Consider the following 22143-nt stretch of genomic DNA (forward strand, 5'->3'; position numbering starts at 1 on the left):
TCCTTTATGTAATATGCGGAAAAGAGAAGAGTGACCGAACTCTTCTCTGTTTCCTGTTTCTTTACTTATCGGTATTCTGATTTAACGGATCAAAATTGGGATAAACGATGCGTTCCTGACCGCTTTCCACAAGCTTGTCATATGCCGCATTGTAACGTGTATTCAGATCCTCGATAGCCGCATCCACATCGGTGATTCCAAAAATCACCTCCGTACAGACAGTGGGATAGTCTTTACCCTCCACTACCATATTGGTAGGGAGCGCCGGCCAGTTCTGATCGTCCTCCGTCAGCTCCAGACACGGCATCTTCTTCATGGATTCCGGAGGCTCCGCCTTTTCCACCGCGCTGGGTATCATGACCGTGCCCAGGCCGGCCGTGTAGTATCCGCTCATCACCTCATCGCTGTGCAAAAACTCCATCACTTTCCAGCTCTCTTCCGGATGCTCCGTATTGGCGTTGACAGCCAGGTTGGAACCTCCCACCCAAAGCTGCTGTTTGCCGGCTGCAGTGCCGTCAACCGTAGGTACCAGCGCACAGTCCCAGTGAATGTCCGTAGGGAACTGGGATTCATATACACCGGGCTCCGCATGGCTTAAGGACATATACATGGCTATCTTGCCCGCCGCAAACTGCGTTCTTAAAGGATCGATGTCCAGAGATTCGCTTCCCGGAAAGGCAGCGCCTGTAGAATACATATCCCGAAACGCTTCCAGCACCGGTTTATAACTGGAGAAATCAAAGGTACCGGTCTTATAGTCAAATCCGTTCCTCGTGCCGCCGCTTTTCATTACGATCGGATCAATGGTGCGGGCCACGGCGTTTCCGCCCTTATAATTTCCCGCGATACCGTAGATGCCCTCACCGGACAGCTGCTCTGTAATCAGCTTTGCATCCTCCACCATCTCCGCCAGGGTTTCGGGCGCATGATCTATGCCCACGCGTTCGAATATGTCCTTATTGTAAAATAGGCGTACTGCCGATGCGGTATAAGGAAGGGAGTAAACCGCATCCCCTATGGAATTGATTCCCTCTACGAAAGCGCCATCCCCAAACCTGGCTCTGTAGGCGTCATCCATGTAGGGAGCGATATCCAGGGCATAACCCTTTTCCGTAATGGTGCTGAACTCGTTGTTTGGGATCTGAAATACGTCCGGAGCGGAATCGGTGCTGAATGCCAGATCCAGCATCTGGGAATAGTTTTCCGCATAAATCTGATAGTCAATATAGATATTGTCGCTGTTAGTGTTGTTGAATTCCTCGATCAGGGGCGTCATATATTCCTGATCATGACGGTTGGTATTCCAGTAAGTGATCGTAATTTTATCCTTGGATGCGGCATTGGCCGCGGTACTGTCCTGCGCAGCCTGTCCGGCTGAACTGCCATCGGCTGCAGGAGTTGTAGTTACGGCATCTTTCCCACTGCAGCCGGCCGCTGTACAGATCAGGGTCAATGTGGTAAGAAGTGCCAGGATCTTGCTTTTCTTTTTCATTTTCATTCCTCCTTGACGAATCGTTTCTTATTTACATTGACAATCATACTGTGTATTTCCCGGATTGAGAATCGAAAAACGTAGGAATATATGTTGAAAATATACAGATCGGCATTGATCAGTGTGCCTTTTATTGCAGTATATCACAATTTGCGCAGTATGGGTATTCGTTATCTTATTGCATAACAGCGCCGGTTGACGGTATAATGCTTTTAATGGGAAAAGTAAAAGAATCAGCAGACTATGACAAAGAATGAGGATATGAAAGATGGAACATGTTGAACACACTTTTGAGCCGGTATTTGACTGCGATTCGCGCATACTGATTTTGGGGTCATTCCCTTCTGTAAAATCCCGGGAAGGAAACTTCTATTACCACCATCCCCAAAACCGTTTTTGGAAGGTGCTTGGCAGACTGCTTAATGAACCGCTGCCGGCAACGGTCGATGAAAAAAGGAAAATGCTGCTCTCCCGCCATATTGCGGTATGGGATGTTATAGAAAGCTGTGACATACAGGGTTCCAGCGACAGCAGCATCCGCAACGTGGTGCCAGCAGATCTGACAATGATACTGAAACGCGCCCCCGTAAAACAGATTTATGCCAACGGGGAGACGGCCTATAAGCTGTACCGTAAATACTGTGAGGAATCGGCCGGCATGCCGGCCGTTCGCCTTCCCTCCACCAGCCCCGCCAATGCCGCCTGGTCCCTGGAACGGCTCACGCAGGCCTGGTCGGTTATATTGGAAAATCTTATAGCCGGGGCATGAGCCCTGGCTATATTTTAAACGCATTTTACAATTGTTCAGGCACACTAGAGCAGCTGGATATTAAACGCCGTTGTCTGCGGCGGTATGCTGGCTGTCTGAAAATTTGCATGCGTGATTCTGGCCATCTGTCCCGGCTGCAGGGCGCTGAACCTGACCGGAGCGCCAAAGCGGTTGTTGATAGTCGTCGTATTTGTGATTATAAACTTGGTCTGGTTGCGGATATTATTCGGATCTTCCGTGATAATAAAGCGGTTATCGAAGTCGACCAGAATAATACGGCCTGTCGTAACCGAAGAAGGCGGACGGAAATTTCTCTGGACAGCCACCAGAAAAGCCGTTGCCTGCGGCGGTATGCTTCTGGTCGTGCTCGACGAGATCACAGCACTGATCCGCATGCCCGGCTGCAGACAGCATAAACACATATTCTGCCCGAAAGCATTTAATACAACCGTATTTCGGTTGAGATTCAGTTGGATTGTCTCCCCGTTGGCGAGGGAAACCACTATAAATGCATTCGCATTGTTTGTGCAGAAAGCATCTTCAATAAAGGCGTTATTGATCCGCCTTACGTTGCCCTGCAAAAAGAAGTTGCTGCGAGGGTCAATATTCATATAGCAGATTACCACCGATCGTTTTACTATATGTTATGCAGATAGTGTCAATCGGTGATGGAAAATAAATCCTCTTACAGACTCTTAATTCTCTCCACCGCTTCCAGCGTATTCTCATACGTTCCAAAGCCGGTCAGGCGGAAATAGCCTTCCCCGCTGGGCCCAAATCCGGAACCGGGCGTGCCTACCACATTGACATTCTCCAGCAAATAATCGAAGAATTCCCAGGAGGTCATCTTATCCGGTGTTTTCAGCCATACATAGGGAGAATTCACACCGCCAGCCACGGTATAGCCTGCGGCTTTCAGTCCGTCGAAGATCGTCCTGGCGTTATTCAGGTAATATGCAACCTGCTCTTTCAGCTGTGCCCTGCCCTCTTCACTGTAGACGGCTGCTCCGGCCTTCTGCACAATGTAAGGAGCCCCATTGTACTTCGTCCCATGGCGCCTTGCCCACATATCATGCAAGGATGCCTCCCCCCTCTTTAAGTCCTTCGGGATTACGGTGTAGCCCAGGCGTAATCCTGTAAAGCCCGCATTCTTGGAAAAGCTGCGGAATTCGATGGCGCAGGTTCTGGCGCCCTCGCATTCATAGATCGAATGGGGTATGCCCTCCTCCGTTATATATGCCTCATAGGCGGCGTCATACAGGATCACCGCACCCACTTTATTGGCATAATCCACCCATTTCTGCAGCTCCGGCTTTGTAATCGCCGCACCGGTGGGATTATTGGGATAGCACAGGTAGATCAGATCCGGCGTCTCTTTAGGAAGCTCCGGCGTAAAATGATTCTCCAGCGTACAGGGCATATAGATCACATCGCTCCAGGTTTCCGCATCGGCATCATAGGTGCCTGTCCTGCCCGCCATCACGTTGGAATCCACATAGACCGGATACACGGGATCGCATACGGCGATCTTATTATCCAGTGAAAATAGTTCCTGTATATTACCACAGTCGCATTTCGCCCCATCGCTTACAAAGATTTCATCCGCCTGAATGTCGCAGCCTCTGGAGGCAAAATCGCCTTCCACGATAGCATTGCGCAAAAACTCATAGCCCAGATCCGGCGCATAACCTTTAAAAGTAGCGGCGTCCGCCATCTCATCCACCGCGCTGTGCAGCGCCTTTATGATTGCAGGCGCCAGCGGCTGGGTCACATCCCCAATGCCCAGGCGGATGATTTTCTTATCCGGATGCAGTCCGGCATATGTGTTCACTTTCTTGCCGATGGCTGCAAACAGATAGCTTCCCGGCAGTTTAAGATAATTGTCGTTTACTTTGTACATGGTTGTTTTCCTCTCTGCTTATATTTGTCACCCTGTCTCCCCAAACATATAGCCTTTATATCTCGATCTCGCCGCGGAATACTTCCGTGGCGGAACCGGTCATCAGCACATGTCCCCTGTTTTGGTCCCAATGGATCGTAAGGGAACCTCCCAACAGCTTGACGGTAACTTCATCCTCTGCCGTATAATTGGCAAGCGCAAAAGCTACGGCCGATGCCGTGGCGCCGGTACCGCAGGCCATGGTCTCTCCTGACCCGCGCTCCCACACGCGCATCCGGATGTTCCTCGTGTCCACCACCTGGACAAATTCGGTGTTCGTACGGTCGGGAAAGCGTTCGTGCTTTTCAAAGTCCGGTCCTAACTTTTCAATATCCAGGCTGTCTATGTCCTCCATAAACACCACCGCATGGGGATTGCCCACGCTGATGCAGATCATCGGATAATCTTTACCGTTCACATTCAGCGTTTCCCAGATCTGGTCATGAATCAGCATCTCTTTGGGCACCTGCGACAGATCAAGGGAGGCCCGGTTGCTGGTCAGATACGGAACGCCCATATCCACCGTCACCAGACCCACCCGCTCGTTTTTCACGCTTAAGGTCACTGTTTTAATGCCTGAATCCGTCTCAATCGCCAGCTCGGTCATGTTCGTCATGCCATGGTCATAGACATATTTTGCCACACAGCGTATACCGTTTCCGCACATGGCTCCCCTGGAGCCATCCGCGTTGTACATCTCCATTTTAAAATCCGCGAGATCCGACGGCTTTATAAGTATCAGTCCGTCCGAACCGATGCCGAAACGCCGGCTGCTCACCAGCTCCGCCATGCGGCTGGGATCGGGGACCTCTTCTTCAAAACAGTTTACATACACATAATCGTTGCCGATACCATGCATTTTGGTAAATTTCATTCTTTGCTCCATTCTTACGCAGTTTTCTGCATGCGTCTATCTATATCTTCGTCCGAAAGCCAGGCCGGCGCCTGTTTTGTGTACGGCCCGGATCATCGGCCGCTTTGTTTTTACAGTTTCCATTGCACCGTTTTTCCTGCTTTCTGAACGGTTGCTATCATTGTATGATGATAACAGCCGCCCGGTTATTTGTCAATAAAATGCCAATATTATTCCTTATCATCCCTGCCGCCGGTATCCTTTGCGGATTGGTCTTTTGAGAACCGGAAGCTGTTGACTTCCGTTATGAGTTCCCTTACGGCATTCACCAGGGAGTCAAAAGCCCCGAACTTATAGAACTCTATGACGATCAGGCCCACAGGGACTGCCAATATCATACCGCCCAGTCCCCCGACGCGAAAGCCTACATAGAGCAGAAACAGGGTCGCCATAGGGTTTAAGCCCATGCTGTCCCCCACGATCTTAGGCTGGATCAGCTGGCGGGTCACTTGCGTCACCACATACAAAACACCCAGGCCTATGGCCAGATAATACTCGCCGTTAAAAAATTTAAGCAGCGCCCATGGGATCAGGACCGTACCGGTTCCGAACACCGGCAGAAAATCCAGGAATGCGATCAGTATGGCCAGAAGCACGCTGTATTTGATATGTAGGATCCAAAATCCCGCCACGAGAAGCACCGCCACCACGAACATGATGCGAAACTGAGCCAGGAAATATCCTCCCACCAGCCGCTTTGTATTGCTGCTCGCCATCCTCGTATAGCGCTGGAGGCTGCCGGGCATATATTTTCTAAGGACGTCCAGCACCTTCTCCCGTTCCGCTATAAAGAAATAGGAGGACATGATTGTCACCACCGTATAGACAAGCGCGCCCGGGATGCCCTTGGCCACATTGCCGGCCACCTCGATGGCTGGATCGCCGATGTGAGATACCAAGGAGCTGGCATAGTCATTGATTTTGGTGCCCATATTCTGAAGCGCTTCCTGGACAGACATCGGGAGCATGGCGAACAGTCCGGAAAAACGCATCAGCATATAGTCCAGTTCCGTCTCTATCTGTTCGAACAGATTCGGCAGGTCCCGGATAAATTCCACGCACTGCGTCACCACATTGCTGATCAGGTAATAACCGCCCAGCACGATGACCGCAAGCACTCCCACCACGATGGCGAGTGAGCTGGCCTTGCGCACGATCTTCAGCCGCTTTTCCAGAAAATGCACCAGCGGATTGGCGATCATGGCAATCACCCAGCCTATGATAAAGGGCATGAAAAAGCCCAGCAGCCGCGGTCCCAGCAAAGCGATCAACAGGATTACAGCAAACGGTATTATGATATTGAGTGTAATTCTAAGATACTTCTGAAATGTCTGCATAACTCACCTCAGCTTCCATGGCTTTTACTGTAAAAAAAGGTACAGAAGAATATGACGGCCGCAACGATCACAATGGCCGGTCCTGTGGCCATATTGCAGTAGAAGGACACAACCAGACCCAGGATGCCGGAAAACAGGGAGAACAGCACGGAGAAGAAGTGGTATTCCCTCATATTTGCGGATATATTTCTGGCGGCAGCCGCCGGCAGGATCAAAAGGGCGTTGATCAGCAGGATTCCCACCCACCGTATGGACAGCATGACGATCACGGCCAGGGCCGCTGCGAAGAGGTTCTCCATCCACTTTACCGGCACTCCGTAGCTGGCCGCCAGACTGCGGTTGATGCTGATCGCATGCAGCATGTTGAAACAGAACAGCCAGAAGATCAGGATCGCGCCGAATATCACCGCCAGGTTCACGATCTCCTGCGCCGTTATGCTAAGCACATCGCCTACCAGCACACTTGAATATCTGCTGAAATTGCCGCCCTGGGACAGTATGGCAAGTCCCAAAGCGATGCTCAAGGAGGAAAATACGGAAATTACCGTATCCGTCCCCACAAATCTGCTCTGTTTTATTTTATTCAGAAGCAGCGCAAAAAGAATCGCAAATACAATCATAATCAGATTTACATTGCCGATTCCCAGTATCACGCCTATGCCGATGCCGGTCAGCGCCGAATGCCCCAGCGCATCGGAAAAAAACGCCATCTTATTTTCCACCACCATGGTGCCCATCAGGCCGAACAGCGGCGTGATGATGCAGACGGCAAGCAGCGCGTTGCGCATGAAATCATATTCCAGAAAGGACAGCAAATTCATCTCATACCTCCTGTACCTCCCGGACGCCGAACTCTTTTTGAAAGCTCTCGCTTTCAAAGACTTCCCCGGGCGTGCCCGATGCCAGCACCGTCTTGTCCAGCAGCATGACCTGATCCGCATATCTGGCCACATAATCCAGATCATGGGAAATCAGCACCACAGCCAGATCATTGTTTTCGGAAAGATATTTTATGGTGTCAAAAAACATCTGCATGCCGGGCCGGTCTATGCCGGAAACAGGTTCATCGAGCAGCAGCAGATTAGGCTTTTTTATCGCAGCCATGGTGAGCAGAACTCTCTGCAGCTGGCCGCCTGACAGATTGCAGACCTGCCGGTCGATCAGCTCCTCCGCCTGAAACAGCTTCAGATTATCCCGTATCTCCCGGTACAGCTTTTTATTTTTATACAGAAACACCGGAGCGCCGCTGTGAAAGCTGGCAATCAGATCATAGACGCTGGAAGGCGTATTTTTATCGATGTTAAGGTGCTGCGGCACATAGCCGATCTTTAAATTATGGAAGGTCTGATCCTTCAGATCCTTAAACTCGACTTTGCCGGTATAGGGCACCTCTCCCAGTATGGCCCGGATCAAAGTGGATTTCCCGGCTCCGTTTTTTCCGATCACCGCGCAGATGGATCCGCAGTGTATATGCAGATTGACGTGTTCGATGATCGTCTCCCCGCCCATAGTGACCGTCATATCATGGATTTTAATGCAGTGAAGCCCGCATTTCATGGCGCCGCCTCCTCTACTTAACAGCCTCTGTTATCTTTTTTAAATTTGAACGGTAAGAGGTGAGGTAGGAGTCGACGGCGTAATCGCCTTCCGTCAGCGTATCCAGCACACAGACAGGTGCGCCGGTGGCCTGGGATATAGTCTCTGCAATGGATCTGCTGTAACGCTCCTCACACAGCAGAAGTGTATCTTCTCCGTCACTGCCGATCAGATCGATGATATGGGATATGTCCCCCGCGCTCACCGCTGCCTCGCCGTCCAGATCAAGGACTTCCAGAACCGGCAGCCCAAGATCCTCCGCCAGATACATAAAAGACTCCTGAAACAGAACGGCCCTCCTGCCCTTTACAAACTCCCTGACCCCGTCCGTCTCCCCGGAAAGCTCCGCTACGCTGCGCTTATAATCCGCGGCATTGTCAAGGTAAGCCAATGCATGGACCGGGTCCGCCCCGGCAAGTCCGGAAGCGATATTATCCACAAAAGTTTCATAACGGGCAAGGCTCATCCACACATGGGCGTTTTTATCCCCATGGTCATGTTCTGTTTCATGGCCCTCATGGCTCCCGCTGCGGTTTTCAAGCAGTTCCATGTTGTCGGAAGCCGTCACAATCCCAAGGCCCGGAACTCTGGAAGCCACATCCTCCATAAAGGTCTCCATGCCGCCTCCGTTGATCACAAACACATCCGCCTCATTCAGAAGCACCATATCCTTGGTGCTGGGCTGATAATCGTGAAGGCATCCGGTCTTTGGCTCGGTCATGTTGGAAAGCTCCACCCCCTCAATGCCGCCCGCAATATTCTCTACGGCGACATAGACCGGATAGAAGGAGGTCACGATCCGAAATTCCCCATGGCCGCTTTCAGAGGAGCCCGCGCTTATTGCGATGACTCCCACACCCGCCAGGCTGATGCATAGCAGCATCACAAATACAAATACATATTTATTTTTCACAGTCAATCCTTCTTATGAACCGCATGTTCATTTCATGATATCTTCCAGACAGCGGTACAGGGCCTCCATCTGCTCATCGGTGCCCACCGTAATGCGCAGATAATTGTCAATGCGGGGCGCCTTAAAATAGCGCACATAAATCCCGGACTCCTTGAGCATGGCAAAGAGCTCTTCTGCCGGGTAGTCCGGATGCGAGGCAAACAAGAAATTCGCCCGTGAATCCGTGACCTCAAACCCCAGACTCTCCAGCTTTTTCTTCGCATGCTCTCTGGTAGTAATGATTTTTTCCAATGTTTCCCTGAAATATTCATCGTCCTTTACCGCTTCGATACCCAGTATCTGCGAAGGCCGGTTCATCGTATAGGAATTATAGGAATATTTCACATCGTTCATCGCCCGGATCAGCTCCGGGCTGCCCATCGCATACCCGATGCGCAGGCCTGCCATGGAGCGGGATTTGGAAAAGGTCTGCACCACCAGCAGATTGTCATATGTACTGATCAGGCGCAGCGCCGACTCTCCGCCGAAATCCACATAGGCCTCGTCAACGATCACCACTGAATCCTGATTATGCCTTATGATATCTTCCACAGCATCAAGCTCCTCAAAGATGGCCGTGGGCGCGTTGGGATTTGGAAAGATCACCCCGCCGTTCTCCCTGTAATAGTCTTCCTTGCAAATCTTAAAGTCCGCATCCAGCGCCGGACGCTCATAGGGAATACGAAACAGGTCCGCCCATACGCTGTAAAAGGAATAGGTGATGTCCGGAAACAGTATGGGCCTGTCCGAGTTAAAGAAGGTCAGAAACGCCATGGCAAGCACGTCATCCGAGCCCACACCCACAAACACCTGATCCGGCTTCAGACCATAATGATCTGCCAGCACGCCGGTAAGCTCCGCCGCACCCGGGTCCGGATAGAGCCTAAGGACATCCGTATCCATGGACTGTGCCAGCGCGCGCACTCCCGGCGCCGGCGGATACGGGTTTTCATTGGTATTCAGCTTTATAATATCGGTCCGCCGGGGCTGCTCTCCCGGCACATAGGGAATCACCCTGCGAATATTTTCTATCCAGCCGCTCATAATCATCCTCTTTTCTCATTGCATTCATTCTGCCTGCAGCAGGCCGTACTCCGCCGCCAGCTTTTTAAAAGCGGGCAGAGCGCGCTCAATCTTCTCATAGGATACACAGTAGGATATCCGAACATAACCGGGGCAGGCGAAAGAACTGCCGGGCACCATCAGGATATTGTATTTTTTCGCCGCTTCACAGAATTTCTTCTCATCCGGCTCCGGCGATTTCAAGAATAGGTAGAAAGCCCCCTGGGGCCTTATGCAGCTGAAACCGCAGGCGATCAGGCCGGTATACAGCAGATTTCTGTTTCTCTCATAATAGGCCACATCCGCTTCCTCATCCACGCATCGCAAAATCACGCGCTGCATCAGAGACGGTGCGTTGACATAACCCAGCACACGGTTGGCGATCACCGCTGCCTGCAACAGTTCCCCGCTGTCCTCCACCGCATCGGGTATCACCAGATAGCCAATACGCTCTCCTGCCAGGGAGAGGGATTTACTGAAGGAATAGCAGACCACCGTATTATCATAATACCCGGTTATATAGGGAACATCGGCGCCGTCATAGGCCAGTTCACGGTAAGGTTCATCCGAGATAAGGACGATCGGATGCCCGATCTCTTTCTGTTTATCCTCAAGAACCTTTGCCAGGCTGCGTATGGTCTCCTCCGAATAGATCACACCGGTGGGATTGTGAGGCGTGTTGATAATCACCGCTTTGGTCCTGTCCGTGATCTTTTCTTTTAAGCATTGAAGATCCGGCTGGAAGTCGGGAGGATTCGGCGGAATCACCACCAGCTTTCCGTCATAATTGGCCGTATAGTTGCCGTATTCCAGAAAATACGGCGCAAATACAATCACCTCATCCCCGGGATTGAGCAGGCATTTCAGTATCGCGTTGAGACCGTCCGCCGCACCTGCGGTCATAATAATATTCCGCCCCTCAAGGGATGTATGAAACTTCCTGTTGATCGACTGCGCCACAGCCTCCCGCACATCCTCATAACCTGCGTTGCTCATATAGCCGTGAACAAAAGTGGAGGGCTCCTCTTCCAGGATCTCCCTGATCGCCCGGTTCACGGCCTCCGGCGCCGGCACATTCGGATTGCCGATGCTGAAATCAAACACATTCTCCGCTCCGTAAATGCCCGCCAGCCGTTTTCCTTCTTCAAACATCACGCGAATCGCCGAATTGTTGGACACAAGCGGCTTCATCTTCTCTGAAATCATCATATTCTGCCTCGTACCCTTTCCTAATTCATCCACTGTCACCAACCGTCAGGTTGATGACTTACGCGCACTTCAGTGCGCTTTCGCTTCACTGTCACCAACCGCCAGGTTGATGACCTGCGCGCACTTCAGTGCGCTTCCGCTTCGGGAAAACCGCAGACGGCCTGCTGCCACCTGCGGTCCCTCCATAATCTGATATGTTTATCGCGGACACATGATGTCCCATCCCATGAGATTTCTAACCGATAATATGCCCTTTCTGTTCCAGAACAGCCACGATTTCATCCACATATTTTCCGCACAGTTCGTCGGTTTTGGCTTCCACCATCACGCGCAGCAGGGGCTCCGTTCCGCTTTCCCTTACCAGCACACGTCCGTCCGTGCCCAGCTCGCCTTCCACTCTGGCAATCACAGCTTTTACATCCTCATCGTTTCTGGCATCCGGTTTGCTCTTTACCCGCACATTTTTAAGAAGCTGGGGATATATCTCCACAGGACTTACAAGCTTACCCAGGGATTCCTTCTTCTCCAGCATAACCTCCATGATCTTCAGCGAGGTCAGTATGCCGTCGCCGGTAGTGGCGTATTTGCTGAAAATTATATGCCCGGACTGCTCTCCACCCAGCCTGTGTCCGTTATTGGACATATTTTCATAGACATATTTATCGCCCACGCTGGTTTTCTCATAATTGATCCCCGCGATATCAAAGGCTTTGTAAAGTCCCAGATTGGACATTACGGTGGTGACCACCGTATTGGTATCCAGCATGCCCCTCTCCTTCATATAGAGACCGCAGATATACAGGATCAGGTCGCCGTCCACCACATTGCCGTTCTCATCCACAGCGATGCAGCGGTCCGCATCGCCGTCATAGGCGAATCCCACATCCAAGCCGTTGTCCACCACATATTTCTGCAGCGCTTCGATATGGGTGGACCCGCATCCGGTATTGATATTAAGGCCATTAGGCTCGTTGTTGATCACATAGGTCTTGGCGCCCAGAGCGTCAAAAATATTTTTGGCAATGGACCAGGAACTGCCGTTGGCACAGTCCAGCCCCACTTTGATGCCCTTATAGGAACGGGTGGCCAGGGAAATCAGATAGCCCACATAGCGGTTGCGTCCCATCACATAGTCGGTGGTTCTGCCGACTTTTTCCCTGGTAGCGAAGGGGATCTCTCCCATCTCTCCGTCTATGTAAGCCTCAATTTCGGTGATCACATCCTCTGTCATCTTCTCGCCTTTATCGTTGATGATTTTGATACCGTTATCATAGAAGGGATTGTGGCTGGCGGAAATCATGATACCGATATCGAAGTCCTCGGTTCTCACCACATAGGAAACGCTGGGGGTGGTGGTAACATGGAGCAGGTAGACATCGGCGCCGGAGGCGGTGAGTCCCGCTACCAGAGAATATTCAAACATATAGCTGCTTCTTCTGGTATCCTTGCCGATCGCCACCTTGCAGGTATGATCCTTCGAGAAATACCATCCCAGAAAACGTCCGACTTTATAGGCGTGTTCCACTGTAAGAGTTACGTTGGCTTCTCCGCGAAAACCGTCTGTACCAAAATATTTTCCCATTTTAACCTCTTTCCCGCGCCTGTTATGCGCATAATTGACTGATATCATATAAACCCGTGTGACATAAGCGGAAAAAATCCGGACGGCACAAAGCCATCTGGATTTTCCCGTAAAGCAGCTGGATTTGCCGCCCTTTATACCGGACCGCCGACAGCAGCCAGATACCGGGACAGCGCGTCCTGCCAGGAAGGCAGCCGCTCAAATCCCATCTCATCCAGCTTATCTTTGTTCATGCGGCTGTTTTTCGGCCGTTTTGCCTTGGCAGCGAACTGTTCGCTGCTCACCGGCGTTACCTCTACATCCATGCTAGCCTGACGGAATATCTCCTGTGCAAATTCATACCAGCTGCACAGCCCTTCATTGGTCGCGTGATAGATGCCGTATTTATCCGTCTGTATCATATCCACCAAAAGCCTTGCCAGATCATAGGTATAGGTAGGTGAACCGATCTGGTCGTCCACCACGCTGACAGCGCCCTTCTCCTTGCCAAGCCTTAACATGGTCTTGATAAAATTCTTGCCGTTTACACCGAATACCCAGGCGATGCGCACGATAAAATATTTGGACAGCAGCTTTTCAATCGCCATCTCGCCCTCGCATTTGGTCTGCCCGTATACATTCAGCGGGTCTCTCTTTTCATCCGGATCCCAGGGGCGCTCGCCCTGGCCGTCGAATACGTAGTCCGTGCTGATATACATCATCGGCAGATCCAGCTCTCTGCACACCCGAGCAATGTTATAAGTTCCGTCCGCGTTGACCCTGCGGCACAGCTCCACGTTATCTTCTGCAGCATCCACCGCCGTATAAGCGGCGCAGTGAATCACCGCGTCCGCGCCGGCCCCGCGGATACACCTGTCCACGGCGGGCGCATCGGTGATGTCCATCTCTTCCACATCCACGCCCACCGCTTCCAGGCCTCTCTTCTCCAGTTCATTTACAACATCATGGCCTAACTGGCCCTTTGCTCCGGTTACCAATACTCTCATACGTTTTATTTCAACCTTTCGCCATACATATGATCAAAATAGCTGCTATACTCACCGCTTAAAATATGCTGCCACCATTCTTTGTTATCCAGATACCACTGTATGGTCTGCTGGATACCGGTGTCGAAATTGTATTTCGGCTTCCATCCAAGCTCTGTCTCCAATTTTGTCGGATCGATCGCATATCTTCTGTCATGTCCGGGACGGTCGCTCACATACTGGATCAGGCTTTCAGGCTTGTTTAACGCCTTTAAGATTGTCTGCACCACTTCGAGATTGGTTCTTTCGTTATGGCCTCCGATATTGTAGATCTCGCCCACGCGCCCTTTGCGTATGATCAGATCGATAGCAACGCAATGGTCCTCCACATGGAGCCAGTCTCTCACATTCTGGCCGTTGCCGTATACCGGCAGCTTCTCATCCGCCAGAGCCCTGCTGATCATCAGAGGGATCAGTTTCTCCGGAAAATGATAGGGGCCGTAGTTATTGGAGCATCTGGATACGGTCACGGGAAGCCCAAATGTCCTGTAATATGCCAGCACAAACAGATCCGCGCTGGCCTTGCTGGAAGAGTACGGGCTGGAGGTGTGGATCGGGGTCTCTTCGGTAAAGAACAGATCCGGGCGGTCCAGGGGCAGATCCCCGTACACCTCATCGGTGGATACCTGATGGTACCGTTTCACGCCATATTCTTTGGAAGCGTCCAGCAGCACCTGGGTGCCCAGCACATTGGTCCTGACAAAGATCCCGGGGTCGGTGATGGAGCGGTCCACATGGCTCTCCGCTGCGAAGTTCACCACCACATCGAACCTCTCCTTCTCAAACAGGTCCATGATAAACGGACGGTCTGCGATATCCCCTCTGACAAATTTGTAATTGGGCTTTCCTTCCACCGGCTTTAAGGTCTCGAGATTGCCCGCATAGGTCAACAGATCCAGGTTAACAATCTGATCCTCCGGATACTTATTCACCATGTAATGTACAAAATTCCCGCCGATAAAGCCGGCGCCTCCGGTAACTAATATTTTCATAATCTTATGGTCCTCCCACTGCTATTTATCGATATACTTCCCGTCCATGACATCTTTTAAGTAAGCGCCGTACTGGTTCTTCTTAAGCATCTCATAGGTCTCCATCAGTTCATCCTTGCTGATCCAGCCGTTTAAGTAAGCGATTTCCTCCAGGCAGGCGATCTTGCGGTGCTGGTGCGTTTCCACCGTCTTGACGAAATTGGTGGCATCCACCAGTGACTCATGCGTTCCTGTATCCAGCCAGGTAAATCCCTGGCCCAGCAGAGTCACTTCCAGCTCTCCGTTCTCAAGATATATTCTATTCAGATCTGTGATTTCTAATTCACCGCGGGCGGAAGGTTTTAAAGATTTTGCATACTCCACCACCCGGCTGTCATAGAAATAGAGTCCGGTTACACAATAGTTGGACTTCGGATGGGCCGGTTTTTCTTCGATGGAAATTGCCTTTCCTTCTTTATCGAATTCCACGATGCCGAAGCGCTCTGGATCATCCACATAATATCCGAATACCGTAGCGCCGCTTTCTTTGGCTGCAGCGGCCTTCAGCCGCTTTGTCAGTCCATGCCCGTGGAAGATATTATCTCCCAGCACCATGGCAACCGCCTCACCGTTTATAAACTCCTCGCCGATGATAAATGCCTGCGCCAGTCCGTCTGGGCTTGGCTGCACAGCATAGGTCAGCTCAATGCCGAACTGATGGCCGTCTCCCAAAAGCGATTCAAAGCGCGGCGTATCGTCCGGTGTGGATATGATCAGGATCTCCCTGATGCCCGCGTTCATCAATACCGATAACGGATAATAGATCATCGGCTTGTCATAGATCGGCAGCAGCTGCTTGGATGTTACCTTTGTCAGCGGATATAGCCTGGTTCCGCTTCCTCCTGCCAGTATGATTCCTTTCATAAATCCGTGACCTCCTGTTGTCTCTTTTTGTTTTCCTCTTTTATAAATGTCTCGATATAATTTTCTCTGTCCTGCATATCAAGTTCCACCCATTCCACATAGGGCATATCACATACCGTCATCCTGGACCCGCATTCGTGGCAGTCTGCCGTCAGACGCTTGGAAACGATTCGATATTTATGACATTTTTCGCAGACGAATACGCGGATCATATGCTGCCCTCCCGGAATTTCTGTAGTCTGTACCATTATATCTCATAAAAAACGAATTGTAAATTGCAGTTTGAATTTGATCAATTCTGTTCACGGCTGTCGTAAATTTTCCGCGCAGCCTTGAACAGTAACGAATAGTAACCAGAGCCAGAGCAGAAAATTTCAATATGATTGATTATTTCCGGTATTTATGATAGAGTTATAAGCAGCCAATAGGCTATGTTCACTATTCTGTTCAGGAGTTTTCTCCTGATTCATGCGGCAGTTTCGCCGCCTGTTTCCCACTTGAATATGCAGAAATTACGGGAACCTGCTCTGTTTTTGGGCGTTTCCTGATTTTTGCGCCCTAAAAATTATACAGAGGAGAGTTTAAAGATGGCAAGGAAAAAAAGACAAAAGAGGCAGAATATTCCCGGATTAGCTTTCTCAAACGAAACGGTTCTACGGCCTGCCGATGAAAAAGAGCGGATGATCCGGGAACTGGCGGACAGCGATGCAACACTGAATATCTGTCTGACGAATGATTTTACATTTAAAACGGCGTTCAGGAATAAAAAAGCCCTGACAGGACTCCTAAGCGCCCTGCTTGACATGGATCCGCGGCAGATTGCCGACCTGGAGTTCCCTGATACCTTTGTGCGCGGAGACTACCCGGAGGATCGGGAAGGAATTCTGGATATTAAAGTACATTTGAACAGTCAGAAAAAAATCAATCTGGAAATGCAGCTTCTATCGTTCCCCTATTGGGAAGAACTACAACGGCTGGGGCTGTTGCACTATAACAGTGCTTCAGCCCCAGCTGCTTTCTTAAACACGGTGTACCACAAAATCAACGTAACACTTCCGTATTTATTCCATCTTCACATAGACTTTCCCTGTATAGCCGCTCTCTACCCGCACCGGAGGCTTTGTATAATCTGCCCAGGAAAGCTCCGGATAGTTGAATTCGCTGTCGATGATAAAACGGGTATCCCCCATCTCGCTTCCGTCCAGCACCAGAAAGGCATCAATGATCACATAGGAGTTAAAGCATTTCTCTCCCGGCCTGCCGGTGGCCACAATCCGGATCGTATGACTGCCCATGGGCAGATCCTGGGCGGCATACACCGGAAAACGGCTGTATTTGCGGTACCCTCTCGGATCCTTTTCGATCCGGGAGCACCCCAGATCAATATCCGTTTTCATCAGTACGTCATCCACATATACATCTGCCGTTCCGCATATGCGGTCCAGGGCGGAATACCATACGATTCCGGTCCCGCAAAAAGTGTAGCTGCAAGAATCACCGGCCTGTAAGGCCCAGGTTTCAGTTCCGCCGAAGCTGTGATGCCGGTTATCTTTATGAAACCAGCTTCCCTGATAAACCAGGTCCGGATCGCGGTCCGATATGAGGTGGGCGGGATCCACCATCAGTTCCATGCGGACCGAATCGTGATGATCGGACAGCGCGGTGAAGGATACTATTTCATTTTTCAAAGACGCTCGTTCAATATAGGATTTCATAGATGCGAAATCCCTGGTTCCGCGGCGGCCGATCTCGTATTCTCCAAATTCCGCCCAGTCCAGTTCATCCTGCTTCCATTCCCACTCCGGCTGCGCCGCCGGAAGATTGCTGCCGCCCGGGTTATATTTCGTGGTCTCGCCCTCCAGCCTGCCGATATGCCACTCGGGATACACATCCCAAAGCCCCTTTTTCTTCCAGCTCAAGGTATCCAGCTGATCGGAAACATGAAATTCTATTCCCACCTCATCATAGCCGCCCTGATGGGAAATAATGCTGCTGGTAACGGCCAGCTTTCGTGGGCTGGGATAGGGCATATCCGTCACGGTATAGGTTACCTCCATCAGCCCCTCCCCATCTATGCGGATGGTGAAATGGACGCCTACCGGCCCATAGCCGCCCTGCAGTCCAACCTGTACACAGCCCGGCAGCTCTTGTATTTCCATGCTCTCCAGTTCCCACGGCTCCAGATCCAATCCGGTCATATGCAGATAAGGGCCTCCGGTAATCACGGGCACCTCCCGGAAATATCCCCGGACAATCAGGCCGTCGTCCTTAGAAATAACCAGTCGGAATTCCTTTCCTTCCACGATATACCGATCATACGTCTCTCTAAGCTTCGGAGCGGCACTGATAAGGCGGGGCAGCTCCGTCTTTTCTCCTCCTAAAAGGAGTGCCCGCTCATCCACACAAAAGCCGAAGGGATCCGTAAACTGAAGCTTCAGGGTTTCTCCCGGACAGTATGAGGCCGGAATCTCCAGCACAGCCTTTGTACCGGAAGCGGCTTCGGGCCCGGACAGGCTGCCGGACCGCCCTTTCAGCTCCCAGTCCACCCTGATCTCCATCAGATTGGTATGGTTGAAACGGTTATAGACGGATACCGCAATCCCACGTCCGCAGGCTCTCGGCTCTTCGTCAATGACAATGGGAGAATATCCCTTGCGGATATGCCAGTACTCGGGCTTTTTCCGCCTCCAGCCGTCCACGATGCCCCACGTGCGCCCCTGCAGCACGCCGTTCTTTATAAATACATCGTCAATACCTGCCCATACAGCGCAGCCCAGCGCCCCTTCCGTCTCCCAGATCCTCCTCCAGAAGCGGCCGATGGTCTCCCCCCAGAAGTCACGCAGCGCCGGGTCTCTCCTAAGTGCCTTCCAGTCATAACAGGGAATATGTGTGCATTCATCATGAATGACCGGCATGGGCGGCACGTCGTAGAAGCTGCGTCGGAAACACTCAGTCATATCATCCAGCCTGGAATCCCAGTTACCGTAATGAACGCTCCACAAATCTGTAGCTTCATCCTCTTCCTGTTGGGTGGCGGGATAGCTGAATACCGTCAGCCTTTCCGGATCCTCCTGCCTCGCGTATCTTAAGCAGTGCCCGATGTTCTCCCCCCAGTAGCTCTCATTTGCCAGGGACCAAACAATCACGCTGGGATGGGATCTGTCACGCTCTATCATCTCTTTAAACTGTTCCAGATAGCAATCCAGATAAGCCGGGTCGTCCTGGGTGAGCATGGACGCATACCCCAGAAAAGCCACCGCGGTTTCATCTTCCACATAGATGCCGTACCGGTCGCAGAAATCCAGGAAATCGGGGCGGGGAGGATAATGGCTTGTGCGGACAAAATTGATATTGGCCTCCTTTAAGAGACGTACATCTTCCTCCGCCAGCTCATGGCTGATTGCCCTCCCTGTTAAGGGGTATATGTCATGATGGTTGATGCCCCTAAGCTTGAGCACATCCCCATTTAGGAAAACACGGTTCCCTTTTATCTCTATCTGGCGAAATCCGATTTTCCGATCGGCGCGCTCCGTTTTCCTGCCTTCCTGTGTGAGCACCGCTGTCAGAGTGTAGAGATACGGATGTTCGCTGTCCCATTTCTTGGGTTTCTCAATCACAAAACAACTCTTCAAATCGCAGCCGTCCCTGGCGCTCACGGTGCCTAACGTCAAAGTTCTGCCGTCAGGCGAGGTAAGCGAAAGCTCAATCTCACCGCATCCGCCTGTCACCTGCGTTTCCACCGTAAGTTCCGCATCCGTATACCCATTCGTGAAAACAGTCTTTGCATGCAGTCTGGACAGGTATGTATGGGGCAGCGCATAGAGCAGCACATCCCGGATCATGCCCCCTTTATGAAAGGAAGATACCTCCCCCGGCTTATCTGTCACGCCGACAGTGAGCCTGTGCCCTCCGCCGGCCTTCACCAGATCCGTGATCTCACATTCCCAGCTCACGAAGCCGCCGTAGTGGCTCCTGACAAACACTCCGTCCACAAATACGCGTGCAAGACAGTTTACCCCGTCAAATCTTAAAAATATCCTCTTTCCTTTCCACTCCTCCGGTATAAAAAGCATCCTGGCATAGGCGTATTCTTCTTTGTCCGCTTCAATCTGGCAGGGCACGTCCACATCGCTTAAGCTTCCGTCACAGTCTGCTTTCCAGAAACCCTCCCCTGGGTTCAGATTCAGTTTCCAGCGGCCGTTCAGACTTACCTTTGGCAGATCCAGATCCTCCACGATAGCCGGCAGTGGATTTAAGGTGGGCCGGCCAAACAGTTCTCTTATTTCCATATAGTCTCCTTTTACGTTAAAGGGCGGGCTGCCGTCAAGCAGTCCACCCTGTTTTACCGATATCTGTGTTTATTCGGAAAGAGCGTCTCTCGTTGCCCTGGCCTGCTCCAGATCATTCAGTCTCCAATCTATAATGTCCTGCGCTTCCAGGTTGATGCAGTCCTCCACCATCTGATTCCAGATCGCGTCAAACTGTTCATCGGATTCAGCGTATACCATCTGCCAACTGGCATTCACCACCACGTCCTTGATGGCATCCAGCGTCAGCTGCATCATGTCATCCGGAATGGATGCAAAGTTCGCCACATAATCCAGATCGCTTGTCAGGTAATAATTGCCGGCATCCATGACCTGATCCACATAATAATCATAACCGGTCATCTCCCTCCATTCCTGCTGCTGAGGGGTATTATTTACTTTATCTTGTATCTCAAACCAGCGGTCAACCCTGACCTCACGGTTGTTTCCGTCAGGGCCCTTGTAACTGGTTAGGAAACTGGAATCGCTGATTATCCACGGGGTGCTCCAAAGCTTCAGCACTTCACCGTTTTCAAACACAATGTCCTCGCCATTTCCGTAGTTATCGATAATATCCTGTCTTAAGTAAGCGATACCGTCTTCCACATACCATATATCGCCCTCATTGCCCATAAAGACACGCATATAGGCATCAGGATCCGCCATCATATCGATGAATGCCAGCGCGGCGTCAATGTTTTTGCTCTTAGCATTGATAACCATCAGGGTATTGGTACCATAAATTGAGTTCCAGCTCTCCTGGTAGATCTTCGTCCCCGGCATATAAATCGGCTGATATCCACCGTATCCCTGCAGCGTACCGCTTGTCACCATGGCATGCTTGTTATCCACCTTTGCCTTCTGTGTCTGGCGGTCGTTGTTGATGCTGTCCGGATCCATCAGGCCTTCGCGGTAAACCGTATTATACCACTTCAGACCCTCACGGTATTTGCTGTCATCTTCCAGTATGGAACGGTATTCTCCGTTCACCATATCGGTCTCCAGCAGGAATTTCAAATGAGTAGGTTCATATCCGAACCATTTCAGATACTGTGTGATATTTGCCCAGTAATCCGTATCGGAACCCGCGTTAAGATAAGTTCCCCAGTTCTCCACGCCATCTTCGCCTACCGGGTACTTTTCCGTCATCTGTTTCATCACATCGATCAGCTCCCACTGGTCTTTGAATTCCGGAGCTCCGATTCCCTTGTAGTATTCCCAGTTCAATACCAGCATGTTTTTGGTAACGCCTGTGGACAGCGTCTTGCCTCCAACCGTAGTGGGCATGCCATACAGCTTTCCTGTTCCCGCGCTCTCATATTCCCTCGCATAGTTCATAGCCACTTCCAGCTGCTCATCGCCAGCAATATGCGGAAGCTTATCCATATAGTCATCCAGATTCAGAACCATCCCGGCTTCTATCATAACCTCAAGATTATCCCTTGTGACATACATCACGTCGGGCATGTCGCCGCTGGCCAGAATCGCATTTGTCTTTTCATCCGAATATGCCCATACATCCAATGCGAATCCATGCTCTGCGAACAGATCTCCCTTGTAGCCTCCAACCAGTCCGCTCTGCAGGTTTGCATCCCCCGGATACAGGGTGATTGTCTTCACTTCCTGGTTTCCTCCATCGGACGGAGCCTCTGTCTTGTTTTCTCCGGCGGTCTGTGCAGCCGTGGTGCCGTCTGCCGCCGTCCCGGTTGTTTCTCCGGTGTTCTTATCCCCGCATCCTGCCAGGGATGCCGCCATTGCCAGCGAAAGCACAATAGCCAGTGTCTTTTTTAACAGTTGTTTCTTCAAATTACTACCTCCTCCTGAAATTTAGGATATAAGGCAAAGCTGATGCTCTGCCGCTCTGTGTTTTTATTATAAAGTAACATATTTCATTTTTATATATCTGATATTTTTGTAAATTACGTAAATTACATTTTTTGCGTAACATCCAATATTCAATATTACAGTTTCTTTCGTAAATTACGGTTGGTACTTTTTATAAACATTTACTTTTGTGTATCTATTACTTAAAATAGATAACAGCAAGATTAATAATTGCAACGGC

Annotated in this window: 18 protein-coding genes and 1 pseudogene; 2 read left to right on the top strand and 17 right to left on the bottom strand. The window is 50.9% G+C overall.

Annotated features, from left to right (window positions below; all coding sequences use genetic code 11):
• Positions 1–61: 61 nt before the first annotated feature.
• Positions 62–1492, bottom strand: coding sequence for an ABC transporter substrate-binding protein (locus tag DWZ56_RS00920; protein ID WP_118554503.1), 1431 nt, complete (start codon positions 1490–1492; stop codon positions 62–64).
• Positions 1493–1760: 268 nt separating this feature from the next.
• On the opposite strand from DWZ56_RS00920, the gene DWZ56_RS00925 reads away from it, so the two are divergent.
• A complete protein-coding gene (locus DWZ56_RS00925; protein ID WP_118554504.1) occupies positions 1761–2261 on the top strand; it encodes a DNA-deoxyinosine glycosylase in 501 nt (166 codons plus the stop codon).
• A gap of 44 nt (positions 2262–2305) precedes the next feature.
• On the opposite strand, the gene DWZ56_RS00930 is transcribed toward DWZ56_RS00925, so the two are convergent.
• From DWZ56_RS00930 to DWZ56_RS00995, 14 genes are all read right to left on the bottom strand, one after another.
• Positions 2306–2872 carry a hypothetical protein gene (locus tag DWZ56_RS00930; protein ID WP_118554505.1) on the bottom strand — a complete coding sequence of 189 codons (567 nt, stop codon included), beginning with the start codon at positions 2870–2872 and terminating at the stop codon, positions 2306–2308.
• 74 nt (positions 2873–2946) lie between these two features.
• Positions 2947–4161 carry an LL-diaminopimelate aminotransferase gene (locus DWZ56_RS00935; RefSeq protein ID WP_118554506.1) on the bottom strand — a complete coding sequence of 405 codons (1215 nt, stop codon included), beginning with the start codon at positions 4159–4161 and terminating at the stop codon, positions 2947–2949.
• A 55-nt stretch (positions 4162–4216) separates the two neighbouring features.
• Complete coding sequence (dapF, locus tag DWZ56_RS00940; RefSeq protein WP_118554507.1) at positions 4217–5074, bottom strand: diaminopimelate epimerase; 858 nt, start codon at positions 5072–5074, stop codon at positions 4217–4219.
• Between the two features lie 209 nt (positions 5075–5283).
• Complete coding sequence (gene ytvI / locus DWZ56_RS00945) at positions 5284–6450, bottom strand: sporulation integral membrane protein YtvI (protein WP_118554508.1); 1167 nt, start codon at positions 6448–6450, stop codon at positions 5284–5286.
• An 8-nt stretch (positions 6451–6458) separates the two neighbouring features.
• A complete protein-coding gene (locus DWZ56_RS00950) occupies positions 6459–7271 on the bottom strand; it encodes a metal ABC transporter permease (protein ID WP_118554509.1) in 813 nt (270 codons plus the stop codon).
• A 1-nt stretch (position 7272) separates the two neighbouring features.
• The gene (locus DWZ56_RS00955) at positions 7273–8007 is read right to left on the bottom strand and encodes a metal ABC transporter ATP-binding protein (protein WP_118554510.1); all 735 of its coding nucleotides are present in this window, start codon (positions 8005–8007) and stop codon (positions 7273–7275) included.
• A 13-nt stretch (positions 8008–8020) separates the two neighbouring features.
• Positions 8021–8959, bottom strand: a complete 939-nt coding sequence (locus DWZ56_RS00960; protein ID WP_118554511.1) for a metal ABC transporter substrate-binding protein — start codon at positions 8957–8959, stop codon at positions 8021–8023.
• A 27-nt stretch (positions 8960–8986) separates the two neighbouring features.
• Positions 8987–10042, bottom strand: coding sequence for a histidinol-phosphate transaminase (hisC, locus tag DWZ56_RS00965; protein ID WP_118554512.1), 1056 nt, complete (start codon positions 10040–10042; stop codon positions 8987–8989).
• A gap of 24 nt (positions 10043–10066) precedes the next feature.
• On the bottom strand, positions 10067–11266 hold the full coding sequence (locus DWZ56_RS00970) for a pyridoxal phosphate-dependent aminotransferase (protein WP_118554772.1): 1200 nt from the start codon (positions 11264–11266) through the stop codon (positions 10067–10069).
• Positions 11267–11504: 238 nt separating this feature from the next.
• Positions 11505–12851: a phosphoglucosamine mutase gene (glmM, locus tag DWZ56_RS00975; protein WP_118554513.1), complete on the bottom strand. Its 1347-nt coding sequence runs from the start codon at positions 12849–12851 to the stop codon at positions 11505–11507.
• 134 nt (positions 12852–12985) lie between these two features.
• Positions 12986–13837, bottom strand: coding sequence for a dTDP-4-dehydrorhamnose reductase (gene rfbD, locus DWZ56_RS00980; RefSeq protein ID WP_118554514.1), 852 nt, complete (start codon positions 13835–13837; stop codon positions 12986–12988).
• Positions 13838–13842: 5 nt separating this feature from the next.
• The gene (gene rfbB, locus DWZ56_RS00985; RefSeq protein ID WP_118554515.1) at positions 13843–14868 is read right to left on the bottom strand and encodes a dTDP-glucose 4,6-dehydratase; all 1026 of its coding nucleotides are present in this window, start codon (positions 14866–14868) and stop codon (positions 13843–13845) included.
• 21 nt (positions 14869–14889) lie between these two features.
• Complete coding sequence (gene rfbA, locus DWZ56_RS00990; RefSeq protein WP_118554516.1) at positions 14890–15771, bottom strand: glucose-1-phosphate thymidylyltransferase RfbA; 882 nt, start codon at positions 15769–15771, stop codon at positions 14890–14892.
• Complete coding sequence (locus DWZ56_RS00995) at positions 15768–16019, bottom strand: hypothetical protein (protein ID WP_147369368.1); 252 nt, start codon at positions 16017–16019, stop codon at positions 15768–15770. The genes rfbA and DWZ56_RS00995 overlap by 4 nt, the downstream gene beginning before the upstream one ends.
• Before the next feature lie 432 nt (positions 16020–16451).
• Between DWZ56_RS00995 and DWZ56_RS23570 the strand changes: the two are divergent.
• Positions 16452–16700: pseudogene (locus DWZ56_RS23570) on the top strand (PD-(D/E)XK nuclease family transposase); the annotation flags it as partial.
• A gap of 132 nt (positions 16701–16832) precedes the next feature.
• On the opposite strand, the gene DWZ56_RS01005 reads toward DWZ56_RS23570, so the two are convergent.
• The gene (locus DWZ56_RS01005) at positions 16833–20060 is read right to left on the bottom strand and encodes a glycoside hydrolase family 2 protein (RefSeq protein ID WP_118554518.1); all 3228 of its coding nucleotides are present in this window, start codon (positions 20058–20060) and stop codon (positions 16833–16835) included.
• Positions 20061–20129: 69 nt separating this feature from the next.
• Entirely contained in the window at positions 20130–21884 is a 1755-nt protein-coding gene (locus DWZ56_RS01010; protein ID WP_118554519.1) for an extracellular solute-binding protein, read from the bottom strand.
• Positions 21885–22143: the final 259 nt, after the last annotated feature.

Source organism: Lachnotalea sp. AF33-28, from assembly GCF_003477885.1.
Lineage (GTDB): Bacteria > Bacillota > Clostridia > Lachnospirales > Lachnospiraceae > AF33-28.